Annotated in this window: 15 protein-coding genes; 2 read left to right on the top strand and 13 right to left on the bottom strand. The window is 39.0% G+C overall.

Going from position 1 to position 14416, the window contains the following annotated elements; translation table 11 throughout:
* Positions 1-10: 10 nt before the first annotated feature.
* From BLR53_RS05940 to BLR53_RS05920, 5 genes are all read right to left on the bottom strand, one after another.
* Complete coding sequence (locus BLR53_RS05940; protein WP_051759680.1) at positions 11-1417, bottom strand: TolC family protein; 1407 nt, start codon at positions 1415-1417, stop codon at positions 11-13.
* Between the two features lie 117 nt (positions 1418-1534).
* The gene (locus tag BLR53_RS05935) at positions 1535-2173 is read right to left on the bottom strand and encodes a class I SAM-dependent methyltransferase (RefSeq protein WP_074587986.1); all 639 of its coding nucleotides are present in this window, start codon (positions 2171-2173) and stop codon (positions 1535-1537) included.
* An 8-nt stretch (positions 2174-2181) separates the two neighbouring features.
* Positions 2182-3093 (bottom strand): UbiA prenyltransferase family protein, encoded by a 912-nt coding sequence (locus BLR53_RS05930; protein WP_074587984.1) that lies wholly within the window; start codon positions 3091-3093, stop codon positions 2182-2184.
* Between the two features lie 12 nt (positions 3094-3105).
* Positions 3106-5673, bottom strand: a complete 2568-nt coding sequence (locus tag BLR53_RS05925) for a M1 family metallopeptidase (RefSeq protein WP_074587982.1) — start codon at positions 5671-5673, stop codon at positions 3106-3108.
* Positions 5674-5708: 35 nt separating this feature from the next.
* Positions 5709-6752, bottom strand: a complete 1044-nt coding sequence (locus BLR53_RS05920; RefSeq protein WP_074587979.1) for a CobW family GTP-binding protein — start codon at positions 6750-6752, stop codon at positions 5709-5711.
* A 167-nt stretch (positions 6753-6919) separates the two neighbouring features.
* Here BLR53_RS05920 and BLR53_RS05915 point away from each other — a divergent pair, with 167 nt between their 5' ends.
* Positions 6920-8116, top strand: coding sequence for a C1 family peptidase (locus BLR53_RS05915; protein WP_074587976.1), 1197 nt, complete (start codon positions 6920-6922; stop codon positions 8114-8116).
* A 56-nt stretch (positions 8117-8172) separates the two neighbouring features.
* Here BLR53_RS05915 and BLR53_RS05910 read toward each other — a convergent pair whose 3' ends face one another.
* The 3 genes from BLR53_RS05910 to BLR53_RS05900 form a co-directional block, all read right to left on the bottom strand.
* Entirely contained in the window at positions 8173-8559 is a 387-nt protein-coding gene (locus tag BLR53_RS05910) for an acyl-CoA thioesterase (protein ID WP_037441561.1), read from the bottom strand.
* Positions 8560-8682: 123 nt separating this feature from the next.
* Positions 8683-9675 (bottom strand): L-glyceraldehyde 3-phosphate reductase, encoded by a 993-nt coding sequence (gene mgrA / locus BLR53_RS05905; RefSeq protein ID WP_074587974.1) that lies wholly within the window; start codon positions 9673-9675, stop codon positions 8683-8685.
* Positions 9676-9769: 94 nt separating this feature from the next.
* On the bottom strand, positions 9770-9949 hold the full coding sequence (locus BLR53_RS05900) for a histone H1 (RefSeq protein ID WP_037441566.1): 180 nt from the start codon (positions 9947-9949) through the stop codon (positions 9770-9772).
* A gap of 176 nt (positions 9950-10125) precedes the next feature.
* Here BLR53_RS05900 and BLR53_RS05895 point away from each other — a divergent pair, with 176 nt between their 5' ends.
* Positions 10126-10485, top strand: a complete 360-nt coding sequence (locus tag BLR53_RS05895) for a response regulator transcription factor (RefSeq protein WP_037441603.1) — start codon at positions 10126-10128, stop codon at positions 10483-10485.
* A 20-nt stretch (positions 10486-10505) separates the two neighbouring features.
* On the opposite strand, the gene BLR53_RS05890 is transcribed toward BLR53_RS05895, so the two are convergent.
* The 5 genes from BLR53_RS05890 to BLR53_RS05870 all read right to left on the bottom strand — a co-directional run bounded on the left by BLR53_RS05890 (position 10506) and on the right by BLR53_RS05870 (position 14404).
* Positions 10506-11417, bottom strand: a complete 912-nt coding sequence (locus BLR53_RS05890) for a tetratricopeptide repeat protein (protein ID WP_074587972.1) — start codon at positions 11415-11417, stop codon at positions 10506-10508.
* 35 nt (positions 11418-11452) lie between these two features.
* Positions 11453-11659, bottom strand: coding sequence for an exodeoxyribonuclease VII small subunit (xseB, locus tag BLR53_RS05885; RefSeq protein ID WP_037441570.1), 207 nt, complete (start codon positions 11657-11659; stop codon positions 11453-11455).
* Positions 11637-13010, bottom strand: coding sequence for an exodeoxyribonuclease VII large subunit (xseA, locus tag BLR53_RS05880; protein WP_244889456.1), 1374 nt, complete (start codon positions 13008-13010; stop codon positions 11637-11639). Before xseA ends, xseB begins: the two co-directional genes overlap by 23 nt.
* Before the next feature lie 86 nt (positions 13011-13096).
* Entirely contained in the window at positions 13097-13717 is a 621-nt protein-coding gene (locus tag BLR53_RS05875) for a sterol desaturase family protein (protein ID WP_037441575.1), read from the bottom strand.
* 111 nt (positions 13718-13828) lie between these two features.
* The gene (locus BLR53_RS05870; RefSeq protein ID WP_074587969.1) at positions 13829-14404 is read right to left on the bottom strand and encodes a DUF4833 domain-containing protein; all 576 of its coding nucleotides are present in this window, start codon (positions 14402-14404) and stop codon (positions 13829-13831) included.
* Between the last annotated feature and the right edge of the window lie 12 nt (positions 14405-14416).

Here is a 14416-nt window from a genome sequence, read left to right as displayed (position 1 = left end):
GGTAAAGGGCTTAAAATTCATTGATAAACAGATTAAAATCACCGCTTGCTGCCGATTTGAGCAACAAAGCCTGCCAGACGTTAGTGTAGGCAATATCCCGGTCTGTTTCCGCTCTGTTTAGTGTATATAAAGCCTGGGTAAGATCCACAAGTGTGGTTAATCCATTCTTATATAATGTACTTTTCTGCAAGTAAGCATCACTTGCTGCTTTAACTTGCACCGGCGCCTCCTGATAGTTGTCCATCGCATTTTTTATTTTAGTCTCCGCTAATAAAAGTTGTGCCTGCAACTGCTGCCCTGCAAGTTCGTACTCATCCTGCAGTCCCCTGCTGATGAAACGCTGCGCTTTAACTTGAGGCGAATTCCGAAGAATACTGGTCAGGTTCCAGGTTATGCCCACTCCGATGAGATAGTTTGCCCGGGTTGGATTAACACCATCTGAATATTTTTTGGTGAAGTCGGACTGGTCAAGTGCATAATTACTGGAAAACCCAGATCCCCTTCCCTGAAACACACCTATCATCGAGATACTCGGATAACTTAATCTGCGCAGATAGTTTACCTGCTGGTTGCTCACTTCTACCCTGTCTTTATAAAACCTGAGTACAGGATGACCGGTAAGGTTGGCAGTAGTATCCTGCACAATAAAGGATTTCGGTAAATGGTTAACGGAGGCTGTATCTAATATAAATGATGTCGCATTTTTACCAATCAAAACTCCTAACTGATTAGCCTGTTGTTGCTCCAGATCAATGGATTTTGTCAAAGCAATCCTGGCATTCGATACTTCAGCCTTCGCCAGCGAAGTGTCTACACCAGCGATTAATCCATTTTTAGCTCTTAAAACTGCATTATCCTTAAAGATTATTGCTCTTTCGAGGTTATTTCGCTGAGAACGTGTAAGTCTTTGTGCTGCAAGCAGGTTTAAATAAGCGGAAGAAACCCTGACCTCGTGTTGAAATATTTCCTGATTAAGATCATCTTCATCCCTTCTTTGTACCGCTCTGGCAGCTTTCACCTTTTCCCGTATTCTGCCGAAAGTATAAAAGTCCCAATTCACATTAGTCAGATATAAAGCTCCGAATGCGGCATTCCAGTTCTGGCGATCCAGCGCCGGCCCCGATGAAGCTGCATTTAACCCACCTAAAACAGATAGAGGCCCATTTTGGCCATTAATCGTTCCATAGTCCTGTTGCGCAGCCAGACTGAGGTTAGGGAGATATTCTGTCTTATTTTGTCTTACTGTTTCTTTGGAAGCAAGTGCATAACTTTTTTTAGCTTTCAGAGTTCCATAATTATTGACAGCCATGTCAATGGCTTCTTTTAACTGCAGCGTCTGTGCCTGAACATAATTAAATTGGCTACATAATAGGGTTGTAGAGAAAAGTATGGAGAAGAATATAGCTTTCGGTCGCATAAATTAGGATCTTTCGCATTAACAAATGGTTGCAGGGCAAATGTATCGTATGAACCTGCTTTTGAAAATATGAATTTCAAATCAATTCTTATGATATTCAAATAATTGATTGTTTGATTAACTTTTTGGTGTTTTCCGGAACGATACTGCCTGAATAAAGCCATTATAATAAACCTTGCTGTTTACTATCTGATAACCAGCACACTGAAAATCACTGGAAAGATCCGGAACTTTTTTGGCCTTCACGCCGGAAACCAAATTAAAAAAAACATACATTGTTTTGAGTAATATTTTCTGCCACCACGTCTGCTTCGAAATATCAGATTGAAAGTCCGTATAAAGCCAATATCCTTCCGGTGCTATCATTTTATCAAATTGGGTGAATACCTGCATTGCCTCCGCTGACTGAAAATTATCGAACAAAAAGCCAGTGAGTATCACATCATACTTACGACCTGCTTGAAAATCTGCTGCTCCGGCATGAATATAGGTTACCTGATTCTCACCTGTATCCCTTTCACGCGCCATCCGGATCATTTCGGCAGATATTTCCAGATAAGTAATTTGCAGGCCAGCGGGATAAATTTTACTGATCTCCTCCAGTATCCAACCCGTTCCACCTCCCGCAATTAATAAATTATTACCGGATGAGATATATTTAAGCTGATCGGTTTGCGCTTTAAGCTGTGATTTACGAAACACGAGCCTGCTCAGGGGGTCATAAATCTTCGCAATCAAATCGTAGTTGTTATTCATTCCGGTATTTATTTAAATAAGAGCATTGAGGTAATACCACATATCGCTTTAATCAGAATCAAACCATCAATTACAATCAAATAATAGAAAATCTGCTTTCGCATATTCATGGAGTAAGCAACGACTATGGTCAGCAGAAAAGGCAAAAGATTAAAAAGTAATCTTCCAACCGGAAAATGCCTGTAACCTGCGAAAATTACCAAAGAAACAACACCGGTCAGCAACAGAGGAATAAGCACCTGATTAACCGTTCTCTGCAACCCAATTCTTACTACAAACGTTTTAAGTTGGTTATTATAATCAATTGCATAATCCTTCATATCAAACATAATCGCATTCACAGTACAAAACATCCAGTTCTTAACAAACAGAAAGTACCAGAGTGAGCTTCCTCCGATAGCTGTACCAGTTTCAATTTTAAGCATAAGCAAAGGAAAAAAATTTGCTGTAGCCGCCCAGACCAGTCCGATGACAAATGGTTTCAATAAACCGGTATTGCGCAAATTAAGATTGAAAGAGAACAATGGCAGCATGCCATAATACAGAATAGCTACCAACCCAATCAGCCCGGCTCCGATCCAGTATCCTACCGGTAATGCGAGTATTCCTTTTATATTATGAATACCGAGATATAATGCAACAATACTGCAGATCAGCAAAAGAATCTGCTGGGTAAGACGTACTTGTTTGATATGTGAGGCATACCATAAGGTTCTCGGGTTTGATGTATCAGCAGAAATTGACACCCCCATATAAGCGTATGTGTAGTAGATTATTGGGGCTAGAAAAACCAGAAGGTAATATGCGGCAGAATTAAATGGAAGACCTAGCTGAAGTGTCGATTCTATAGTAAGGGCTATAGCCAGCAGGCCAACAAAATAATTACCAAAAAATATAAGTCGAAGTAATTTCTGGCCCATAATTTATAAACTCTATTGTTTATCTAGTTTTCTTGCCCTGAACAAATTATCAGTAGCCTGAAGAATCTTTGCTTTGAGTTTTGGAGAATAACCCGGATGTAGCTTAAGAAACTCTTCTACAATATTCGCCGCCTCAACTGAGCTATACATTCCAAAACTGGCCTGCAGCCACGATTGAGGGAAGAAAATATCTCCTGTTTTTTGTATTTCTACAAGCATCTCAAGGCTCTGCATTAGATAATGCACACTACTTTCCTGTCTTAAAGGGTGATGCAGGTAGTATAAAGCTGTGAGTACGGTAGATTCTTTAGCCCTGCCCGAAATTTGCTTTAAACTATTAAAAAAAAGGTCTCTCTCCTGCAAATCAGAAGATGCAGCTGGCATAATCATCTCAAAACGCTCTTTTCTATCAGTGTTTGTAATCCGCAGATTCTGGAGCCTCAAAATATCTTTAGATGCATCATCTCTGATTGCCAAGGCCAGCGCCAGGCTTGTATAATCATCTTCCGTTAGGATAACCCCCTCTGGTGCGAGTTGTTCTTTCCAAATCTGATACAACCGGCTTTTAGCTTCCCGGCTTAAAAATATATCCTGGTATAATTTAAAAAGTTGTTTTCTCTGATTCGTGAATTTGTTTTGCAAAAGCGCAGTCCAGATCTGCATTTCCAGGGAAGGTGCAATTGCAATACGCAAGTCAGCTTTACTGAACTGCCAGTAAAGCTGACCTATATACGTACAGATTAATTTTAGATTTAATTCGTCATTTTCAACAAGTAAGCCCTTTTTATAGAGCTCGAGCAATTCTTCAGGACGTATACTTTCTCCACTTAGCATTTGTTCATAAAGACCGATATAAGCACTCGCTCTGCTTAATGGATCTTTAACATCATAAATATGAACGGGGAGTGCGGGGTCAACAGGCATTCTTCCATAACCTTCTCCTCCTGTATTAAAGATCATATATAAAGGTGCTTGAAGTCCTTCCGCCGCTGTTATAACTACGTCTTTTCCAATAAGATTTACAGGAAGTTCCTTAATACGGTCCTGATAATACAGGGTTATTTTGAATTGTTGCGGCCAATTCCTGTCCTTACCTTGCTCTGCATGCTGACTGACGGTAAACCTGGATATCAAGCCTCCTTTCTGTTCAAGCTTATATGTAACTACCGGTCTGCCATTATCATTCACCCAGACACTATTCCATTTAATAAGATCAGCTGAAGTATGGCTGTCAAGAATCCGGATAAGATCCGGCCAAGAGGCATTACTATTAGAAAACCTCCTAAGATACTCCCTCACTCCTGACTGAAATGCAGATTCTCCCATCAGACTTTCCAGCTGTTTCATCATAACCGGGGCCTTATGATAAATTATATTACCGTAGAGCGTGCCAGCTTCATTCAGGTTATCCAGTTCCTGTCTTATTGGATTTGCACCCGGTGTACGATCAACAGCATAAGCGGCCGGCACATGGCTGATTAAAAACTTCTGATCGGATTCGGCTTTATTATTAGGCTCTACAGTACTCTTATCAGCCATAAAGTTGGCAAATACTTCTTTCATCCATACATCTGAAAACCAATCCATCGTAACCAGATCACCAAACCACATATGTGCAGTTTCATGTGCGATCAAATTCGTTCTGGTATTTAATTGATCTCTAGATGCTGTACGATCGAGAAATAAACTAGACTCTTTATAATGAATTGACCCGGGATGTTCCATACCCCCGAACTGAAATTCTGGAATTGCACTCATACCGAATTTTTGGAATGGATACGGAATACCAGTCCATTCCTCAAAAAATTTGAGACTCTGCTCATGTATTGCATAAATAGCAGGCAGGCTTGGTGTTAATTTAGCTGTGTCAGTCTCTCGATACAAGAGATCTGCATTTTTCCCCTGTAGGTTGCCTTTATATAAATGGAACTTTCCTGCAGCAAAAGCAAAAAGATATGTGCTTAATAGATCTGACTCCCGGAACTGATATATTTTCCTTCCGTTTTCTTCCCTTACGTATTCCTGCGTTGCATTAGCAATTGCATGCCAACTGGATGGAACTGTAAGCTGAAGTAAATAAGTCGCCTTGATATCAGGCTGATCAAAGCACGGAAAAGCCGATCTTGCACGGTCAGGAACGAATAGTGTGTAAAGGTAATCTGCGTTTCTGTTCAGAGCGCCATTGCCGGCGATGAAATTCACCTTAATATGATTTTCTCCATTCTTTATCAGATCCGGACCGATGAGTAGATGTTCATTTACCAGTTTAACAGGCACTTTTTTACCGTTAACTTCCAATAAACTAATCACTTTAGCATCAGCTTTGAAATCTAGCTGCAGCGTCTGATCTATTTTACCTGAATTAAATGTTATTTCCTGCCTGGCCCGAATAGGAGCAGACTTTTCTGTTGGGATATCCAGAGCAAGTTTATATTTTACGGCAGATAGAACAGACTTTCTGTAAACAGCCAGCGACCTGCTGACGCCAGCAACCGGCACTTGAGCACTGACAGTCTGGGGAATTATACAGGTCTGCCATATAAAGGCAGCAAGAAAGAGCGGTTTAATTTGACGAAACATGCAGCCAATTTACACTTTTAAGCAGAATTTGGAAATCAATGTGCAGTATTCTCACTACCCGTATGAAGGCATGTTCTAAATAACTTATCAAACCCATAAATCTTTAGATTTTTTCCGATCACAACAATCTTACTTTCTTTTATTTCCTCAGGCATCCAAAGATCACCAAGCGTGATCGACAGTGATTTACCAACAGTCTGTAAAATCAAACGACTTTGAAAATCTCTGCTATAAATCACGCCCTTAATACGGTATACATTAGCGGACTGGAGAATCAAAAAAACCATCATCCGATGTTCCAGCTGTTCAGCATCCATACTTTCCTTATATTTAACAAGTATTGTTTCAATATCGCTATGCTCATGTTTGTTATGCTGACCCGAGACTGCGAGGAGCGTCTTTCCGGCAGGGAGAGTGGCTCCGGTTAAATTCAACATCCCTTTCGGACTCCACACCGGTTTCGGATTGCTGTAGAAATTGGCATATCGCTCTCTCGCAAACATTTTCCGGATCTGAAAATCTCTGCCTGCAGCAACCAATGTTTCGGCAAATGGATTAATGGTTTTCAGTATGCCTTGTAATTCCTTTAAATAAGCGTCACTAACCTGCCCGGTTTTATTCAATAGTATCACATCACTGAATGCTATTTGACGAATAGCTTCTTCATGATCTTTAAGTTGATCTTCAATAAGTTCGGCATCAACTATACAAATCACCCTTTTAAGATCATAGCCTCTTTTAACCTGATCCATGGTCAGAAAAGGATGAGCAATATTAGCCGGATCAGCAATACCAGTGGCTTCAATAATAAGGTGATCCCAGCTATCTTTTCTATCCCAAAGACTATTTAGCAAATCGTACAAGTTATCATTCAGGGAACAGCAAAGGCAGCCATTATTGAGCTCCATGATATCATCTTCGCCTTTAACAATTAATCCTGCATCTATACTCTCCTCCCCGATTTCATTTTCAATAATCGCAAAGCGCGTTTCTTTAAAATGTTCAATTACCGCATTTAATAATGTGGTCTTACCTGCACCTAAAAATCCGGTAAGTAAAGTAACTTCTTTCGCTTTCATATAATTGATGTGATTATGGAATTATAGTTTATTTAAACCAATCCGGCAGAATTTTTTCCCCGTGTTTTTTTTTCATTTATGGACAAAAAATGTACATTGCCCACCTCTTTCGGTTAAACGCAATAAAGTTGCGAAACTAAAGTGATAATTCAAAACAACACACACAAATGACAAAATTATCGATTAAACCATGGGTTTTAGCCTCTGGTATGTTATTCAGCACATCGTTTGGATTTGCCCAGGACAACCTGGTGAATTCATTAAAAAACAATCAATCCGCCAACAGTACTTCTGGCTTCAAGTTTACGGAAGTACTTAATTTAGAAAATACTCCTGTGCAAAATCAAGGTTCATCAGGTACCTGCTGGAGCTATTCAACAAATTCTTTCATTGAATCTGAAATGTTGAGAATGGGCAAGGAACCAGTAGCTTTATCACAGTTATTTACCGCCAGAAATGCTTATGTTGAAAAAGGTAAAAATTATGTACGTATGCATGGTGCGGTTACACTTGGTGATGGTGGCGCATTGCATGATGTAATTAATATGTACAAAAAATATGGTGCCGTTCCTCAAATAAATTATACAGGATTGAACTATGGTACCAAATTAAACAAGACTGCTGAAATGGGTGCTATCACTACAGGAATCCTTGAAGCAGTTGTTAAGAATCCAAATGGTACGCTTACTCCGAACTGGGAAAAAGCGTATACTTCAGTATTAGACACATACCTCGGTGCAGTTCCGGAAAAATTCGACTACAAGGGTAAAACTTATACTCCTCAGACGTTTGCTAAGCAAGTTGTCGGTATCAATCCTGACGATTACGTAGAGTTGTCTTCTTTCATGGAACATCCATACTATAGTAAGTTTACATTGTTGGTTCCAGACAACTGGTCTTTTGATCAGGTCTATAACGTTAAACTAAATGAAGTTACAGACATCATCGATAACGCGTTAAAAACCGGATATTCAGTGGCCTGGGCTACAGATGTCAGTGAAAAATCTTTCTCTTATAAAAATGGGGTGGCTTACGTACCGGCAAAACCTTTCGAAGAAATGAATGCTTCTGAAAAAGAAGCTATGTTTAGCGAACCAAAACCGGAAATGGAAATTACTGAAACACTGCGTCAACAGGCTTTCGATAACTACCAAACCACAGATGACCATGGTATGCATATTGTCGGACTTGCAAAAGATCAGAACGGTAAAGAATACTATATTGTTAAAAATTCATGGGGCGTTACAAATGACTACAAAGGTTATTTATATGTAACTAAAAACTATGTCAAATACAAAACCACTGCTATTCTATTAAATAAAGCAGGTATTCCATCTACTATCAATAAAAAACTGGGCTTATAATCAGGAGCATAATAAATAAAAAGGGGTGATCAATTTAAATTGATCACCCCTTTTTGTTATTTAATAATAGCGGTTGGCTTCTTATGTTCATCAATAGCAACAAAGGAAAACTCTCCACTTACCGCCTTTTCCCTGGTTTCAGAATACATCTGCTCCACATAAATATCTACCCTAACTTTCATACTAGTATTACCCAAATGGCTTACAGTTCCAATCAGTTCAACAATTGTACCTGCAGGAATCGGTCTTTTAAAATCTATTCTGTCACTGCTCACTGTAACCATCCGCTGACGGCTGAAACGAGTCGCAGTAATAAACGCAACTTCATCCATCATATGCATGGCAGTCCCGCCAAATAAGGTATCGTAATGATTAGTTGTATTCGGGAATACAGCTTTAAAAATCCTCGTCTCCGAGGCCTGGATCTTTTCTTCTATCGTCATGTTATACTATTTCAAAACAAGCGATTCCCGCAGGAAGCGCTTATGGCTGCGAATTTACAGGTTCCTCAACATATAACCTTAATTCTTTTACCGTTTTAAAGAAATCACCATCAGGAATATATTCTAACCGGCAAGGATGTCTTCAATTTGCTGTAGTTCTGACGTTGAGAAGTCCAGTTTGTTCAGGCATTTTAAACTGTCTGCTAATTGTGACGGCTTACTTGCACCGACAAGTACCGAAGTAATTCTTTGATCTTTCAATATCCATGATAACGCCATCTGCGCCAGACTCTGCCCTCTTTCCTGCGCCAGCGAATTCAATCCGTGTAGTTGGACAACGGTTTCCGGACTAATCTGTTCCTGCTGAAGAGCACCATGTGATTTTGCAGCTCTTGAGTCTTCGGGAATTCCGTGAAGATATTTATTAGTTAGTAATCCCTGAGCCAATGGAGAAAATGGTATGCATCCGACCCCTTCGTCTCCTAAAAGATCGATAAGGCCATCTTCAATCCATCTCTCATACATCGAATATTTAGGTTGATGGATCAGACATGGTGTGCCCATTTCCTTTAAAATTTGAAAAGCTTTTTTTGCTTGTTCAACAGGGTAATTAGAAATACCTGCGTATAGCGCCTTCCCCTGTCTTACAATCAGATCCAGTGCAGCCATTGTCTCTTCCAGCGGCGTTTCAGGGTCAGGTCTATGGTGATAAAATATATCGACATAATCCAGGTTCATTCTCTTCAGGCTCTGATCGAGACTGGATACCAAATACTTTTTTGATCCCCAATCTCCGTATGGACCATCCCACATCGTATACCCTGCTTTGCTGGAAATAATCATTTCATCTCTGTATGACTTGAAATCCTGATTCAAAATCTTACCAAAATTCTCTTCAGCAGAACCGGGAGGTGGTCCATAATTATTGGCCAGATCAAAGTGAGTAATTCCGCTGTCGAAAGCTAAATGCAGAATGTCTCTGGAATTGGAAAGTTGGTCGACATGGCCAAAATTGTGCCACAGACCTAAGGAGATCGCCGGTAATTTCAGACCGCTGTTTCCACAGCGTCTATATTGCATTTGTGTATACCTTGAGGGGCTTGCCAGATAATTCATTATTCTAAATTTAAAAAAGGGACTTAATGCTTATAATAATGCAAATGCATCCCTCATATAGCAATAAACCCCTTTCGTCAGGAATTGGTCGTTATTATTTTACCGAATTTTTTTTCTCAGTCACTTCACTTCTAATGTCTTGAGCCAGGACCTTAAGATCCTGCATTGCTTTACGCACACGTGTGCCAGCGGCGCTGTTTCCTGCGTTGTAAAATTTCTCCACGTCTGTCTCAATAGCAGAAGCCAGTTCTTTTAGTTTAGTAAATTTATCCATGTTTTATCTTCTTATAACCAAATATAAAAATTCCAGGGAGAATATTTTAAATGCTAAAATATTTTACGCTAATGCTGATTCTAATAATATAAACCAAATACAATGAAATTTAAATAAAAGGTTATTTATCTTTGTGGTCGATTTCCCGGAGAACCCGCGAAATTCATATCGACCTGATGAATAAGAAAATACTGGTATTAGAGAAAAACAAAGATATCCTTGAACTTTTAGATATCGTACTAAAAGACGAAGGTTATATCACACATCTGATCAGCTCAGATCATGAGGTATTTAAATATGTGAACGAATTCAAACCAGACGCTATCCTACTGGACATTATTAATCCTTCTGAAGAAGGCACGTCTATCTGCAAGCAAATCAAAGAGTCAGACACGCACGGACATATTCCGGTAATCGTTTTATCAACTCATCCCCGGATTGCAGTGGTGAAAGAGATATGTGCAGACGAAGTAGTTACCAAGCCATTCGATATCTCTTTCTTATTGTCGGTATTAGCCGATCAGTTTCAATCCTGATCAGAGTTTTGATTTACAGTTTAGGTATTTTTGAGCTTTAAATGCTTCAAATATTTCTCATCCTCACCGTCAAAGACTTCTTCACCGCCCATTTCATAAGCACTGATAAGATATATTGATGCATCTTCTGTATTACCCGTTTCCAAAAATGTTTGTCCGAGACGCATTTTCAGAAATGCATCTGGCTCTTCATCTTGAGTAAGATCGTTTGCTATCTGGAAATATGGCAATGCAAGCGTATATTCACCCTTACCGAAATAAGCATCTGCCAGTGGTGCGGCTATCCATGGATATACTTCCCATGTTTCGGCCGGCTCTGGCAATATTGAAATTGCCTTTTGAAAAATGGTGATTGCTCCGTCAAAGTCACCCTCTTCTAAAAGATCGTTACCCTGCGCAACCAGAACTTCCAGTTCTTGCAAAATGTCTTCAGTTAATGCTTCTCCATCTGAATCATCCTGCGACGTATAAGTGAGCTTAAACTCTTCAAATTCTTCATCTGAAATTAACGCCATGTGCAGAAAATCAGGATTAAAGTCATTGAATATCTTATTCTTCGCCAGCTTTAAAGCTATTTTAAAATAGTCCCTCGCTCTATCAAGCTCGTTTAAGTCTACCAGGATGCTTCCTGTGGTTACAAAATGTACCGGATTCTTCACGGTTTCAGTTTTCATTTTTTCTTGCAGGAAATCAGTTTCAGCAAGATAATGTGGCAAGGCCATTCCGGTATCTCCTTTCTGCTCATAAAAAGCATAGATACTTTCCAATAGAATTGCGCCCAAGGTGTTATCTTCCCTGGGGAGTGGCACATCTGCCGCCAATTGTAACAATATGGCTTCTGCTTCTGTTGTTGAGCCATCTTCAGCAAGACTATAAACCTTGTCAATCTGATCGAAAAAAACTTCTTCTTCTTCTGGTGTGTATACTAACATGGTTTAAAATTTAAATGTGTGCCCGTCAATGTAACTTATAAGTGTTGATTCTCCAACTGTTTAATAATATTATTAACCTCTGTTTCGGTGTTTCTTAGTTTCTTTTGACAGAAATTAATCAATTCTGAAGCTCGTTTAACTCGTTCAGCCAGGACGTCAACTGACACAGCCTCAGTTTCAATTTCCTTGGCAATCTGGCTTAACTCAGCATAAGCTTGCTCATAATTCATACTCTTTTCCATGCCTGTATTTTTTAGTCAGTACTTTTGTCTCAATTTCTGTATCAGCCAGAATAACTTCAATTATTGTTCCCGTTTCAATGTGGGTCATATCTTTTATAATCTCACCATTTACTTTTAATAATGCAAATCCCTTACTGAGTATATTCTCTGGGCTCATCAGCCGCATTAAAGATCTAATGTGTTCAATTTCACGCTGCTGATGCTGAAGGTATAATTTACTATAACCTGCAAGATTGACCCTGAAATTTTCCAGATCCCGCTTTTTACCCGAAAGAATTAACTGCGGTTGGGACAGAAAACGTTGCGACAAACTTAACAGTCCATGTGCTTCCAGCGTAAGCATCTTTTTTGCAGCATGAATAGTTTGTTGGTTCAACGTATTCAATTTGTCTTTATGAATTGCCATGAGCTGGGCAGCTTTGATTATCAAAGTCTGTTGTATAGCCTTTAGGGTCTCTTCAAAATTCCGGTTGTGTGCAATAATAAATTCAGCAGCCTTAGTTGGAGTCTTTGTAGAAGTATGGGCCATTAAATCTGCTATTGTCTCGTTTTTCTGATGACCAATACCTGTAATCACTGGTATTGGAAACTTGGCAATAGCCCGGTTTAGCTCGTACTGATCAAAAAGAAGAAAATCGGTCTGGGCACCACCGCCTCTAATCAATATAACTGCATCATATGGAATCCCAGATTCAAATACAGTAATTAATCGTGCAAGAAACGCTTTTGCATTTGCCTCCCCCTGTACCAGAGCAAAATAATTGTCAATTATTATTTTGTAGCCGAATGCATTATTTTCTAAAGTATGTCTAAAATCCTGGTAACCTGCGGAAGTTTCAGAACTGATTACCGCAATACGTTGAATTACCGGACCGAATGTCAATTTTGAATTCCTAGTCTGATAAATACCTTCAGCCAAACTAATAAAAGCTGGATTTTCCCGGAGTAACCTTTCTAAGGTGGCCTTTCGCTGTTGCTCAAGATGCCCCAGTGTAAAATTGGTATCTATATCGACTACGTTTAACTGAAGACCATAAACCGAATTAAATAGAACTTCTACCTGAATCAGTACATGGAGATCATTTTTAAAGGTCTGTCCTGTTGCACGCTCGAAATTAGTAATGTTTAAGGCTGCATTTCCCCAGGCCCTCGCTGAAAACCTTGCGACGATACCCGCTGAACGAGTATCTTTTTCGACAAGATCGAAATAGTGGAAATTTCTTTCAGTTTTGTAAGTATAATTAGTTACATCGGCTATAACCCAATATTTCACTGCATCAAAAGATGTGCTAATTACCTGTTGAACCTTGCTTGTAAGTTCTGAAAGCCGTATGGAAGATGGATTTGACAAAATTCTTCGTTTCCTGCGAATTTAGACATTCCGTACAAAAGAAAGGCGGAATGAAAATTAATTCCTTCCGCCGCTGAATACTGAAATTATTTTTTCTCAAAATCTGATCCGAGAACTTTATCCCAAATAGCTGAACTTACTCCGTATCCTTTCGTCGAATCTGAATAATGGTGCAACATGTGATGCTGCTTTAATTTTTTCCAGAAGCTGCTTTTAAAATTAGCATGATGCAGAGCGTAATGTACCATGTCATAAATCAGATAACCTATTAAAAACCCGGTAAAGAAAGCATAAATAGTTCCTGCTGGAAGTAAATAAAGAAATAGAAAATATAGACCCAGTGCCATTGGTATACTTGCTGAAGGTGGCATAACTAGTCGTTTTGAGTCATTCGGATAATCATGATGAACGCCGTGGAATATAAAATGTATCCTTTTTCCAATACCCGACTTAGGATAAAAGTGAAAAACAAAACGATGTAATATATATTCTGAAATCGTCCAGACAAACAAACCTATCAGTAACCAAAGTCCGAAAGACAGAAAATCCATCTTTGCATCTATAAAAGATAAATAGATTAAATAGCTGATTACAGGTATATAAACGATAAGCGGCACGTAATAATGTACTTTAGATAAGCTTTCTAAAAAGCTACTTTTAAACATCCTGATGGATTCGGAAGAGTTGGAGATAAAATTCTTTTTCATAGTGATTGAATTTTAAGCGTTTAATAAGAACATAGCAACAAACTGTTGCTTAATTTATGTTCCGGGGCATGTTGCCGGTCTAATAACAGACCAGCATTTGCATGCTGCTTATTATATTTTGATTCGTTGTATTGTTGGTAAACTATCTATGGTATCGATTCCCTTTATTTCTACATATTTAACATTAGGAAGCCAGAATGAACCACCTTCGATACGCAAAAATATGCGTTCTACTTGAATTTTTTTCTGATTTACTGTCACATAAACATGAAATTTTTTATCGGTAGCGGAGCGTTGAAGATACATTGGAAGTTTTTTATGTGAAACAAATCGCAACTCATATTTATCCTTACCTATTTCTTTAGAATCGATTCCGTAGGCAAACTTACGTTGAATCATATTGAGATCTTTCTTTTCCTTTTTTTCATCATACCTGATCCAGTAAACTGAAACCGGTTTATCCTTGATAACATCTCCATCAGAGCCGACATTAAGCTCACAGATGATTGTATTAATATTAGGATCACGCTGCAGGTAGAACAACTGATTCTCAATTCCCTTTGGTACAGGGAAATTCAGAGGAGAAGGGTTGCCGGTATCCTGCGCCGATGCATTGAAGCCACCTCCAATTAAGAAGATCGCGATAATGACTTGAAAAAAACTATTTTTTAATGCTGAAGGCATCATGAATGTAATTAT

The sequence above is a fragment of the Pedobacter antarcticus genome (genome assembly GCF_900103515.1).
GTDB lineage: Bacteria > Bacteroidota > Bacteroidia > Sphingobacteriales > Sphingobacteriaceae > Pedobacter > Pedobacter antarcticus.
The sequence above is the reverse complement of the archived record's forward strand: the minus strand, read 5'-3'. Positions and strand labels throughout refer to the sequence as shown.

What these genes read in the sequence shown, in the direction of transcription:
- BLR53_RS05940 (WP_051759680.1), bottom strand. Translation starts at nt 1,417, where the DNA reads ATGCGACCGAAAGCTATATTCTTCTCCATACTTTTCTCTACAACCCTA.
- BLR53_RS05935 (WP_074587986.1), bottom strand. Translation starts at nt 2,173, where the DNA reads ATGAATAACAACTACGATTTGATTGCGAAGATTTATGACCCCCTGAGC.
- BLR53_RS05930 (WP_074587984.1), bottom strand. Translation starts at nt 3,093, where the DNA reads ATGGGCCAGAAATTACTTCGACTTATATTTTTTGGTAATTATTTTGTT.
- BLR53_RS05925 (WP_074587982.1), bottom strand. Translation starts at nt 5,673, where the DNA reads ATGTTTCGTCAAATTAAACCGCTCTTTCTTGCTGCCTTTATATGGCAG.
- BLR53_RS05920 (WP_074587979.1), bottom strand. Translation starts at nt 6,752, where the DNA reads ATGAAAGCGAAAGAAGTTACTTTACTTACCGGATTTTTAGGTGCAGGT.
- BLR53_RS05915 (WP_074587976.1), top strand. Translation starts at nt 6,920, where the DNA reads ATGACAAAATTATCGATTAAACCATGGGTTTTAGCCTCTGGTATGTTA.
- BLR53_RS05910 (WP_037441561.1), bottom strand. Translation starts at nt 8,559, where the DNA reads ATGACGATAGAAGAAAAGATCCAGGCCTCGGAGACGAGGATTTTTAAA.
- mgrA (WP_074587974.1), bottom strand. Translation starts at nt 9,675, where the DNA reads ATGAATTATCTGGCAAGCCCCTCAAGGTATACACAAATGCAATATAGA.
- BLR53_RS05900 (WP_037441566.1), bottom strand. Translation starts at nt 9,949, where the DNA reads ATGGATAAATTTACTAAACTAAAAGAACTGGCTTCTGCTATTGAGACA.
- BLR53_RS05895 (WP_037441603.1), top strand. Translation starts at nt 10,126, where the DNA reads ATGAATAAGAAAATACTGGTATTAGAGAAAAACAAAGATATCCTTGAA.
- BLR53_RS05890 (WP_074587972.1), bottom strand. Translation starts at nt 11,417, where the DNA reads ATGTTAGTATACACACCAGAAGAAGAAGAAGTTTTTTTCGATCAGATT.
- xseB (WP_037441570.1), bottom strand. Translation starts at nt 11,659, where the DNA reads ATGGAAAAGAGTATGAATTATGAGCAAGCTTATGCTGAGTTAAGCCAG.
- BLR53_RS05875 (WP_037441575.1), bottom strand. Translation starts at nt 13,717, where the DNA reads ATGAAAAAGAATTTTATCTCCAACTCTTCCGAATCCATCAGGATGTTT.
- BLR53_RS05870 (WP_074587969.1), bottom strand. Translation starts at nt 14,404, where the DNA reads ATGATGCCTTCAGCATTAAAAAATAGTTTTTTTCAAGTCATTATCGCG.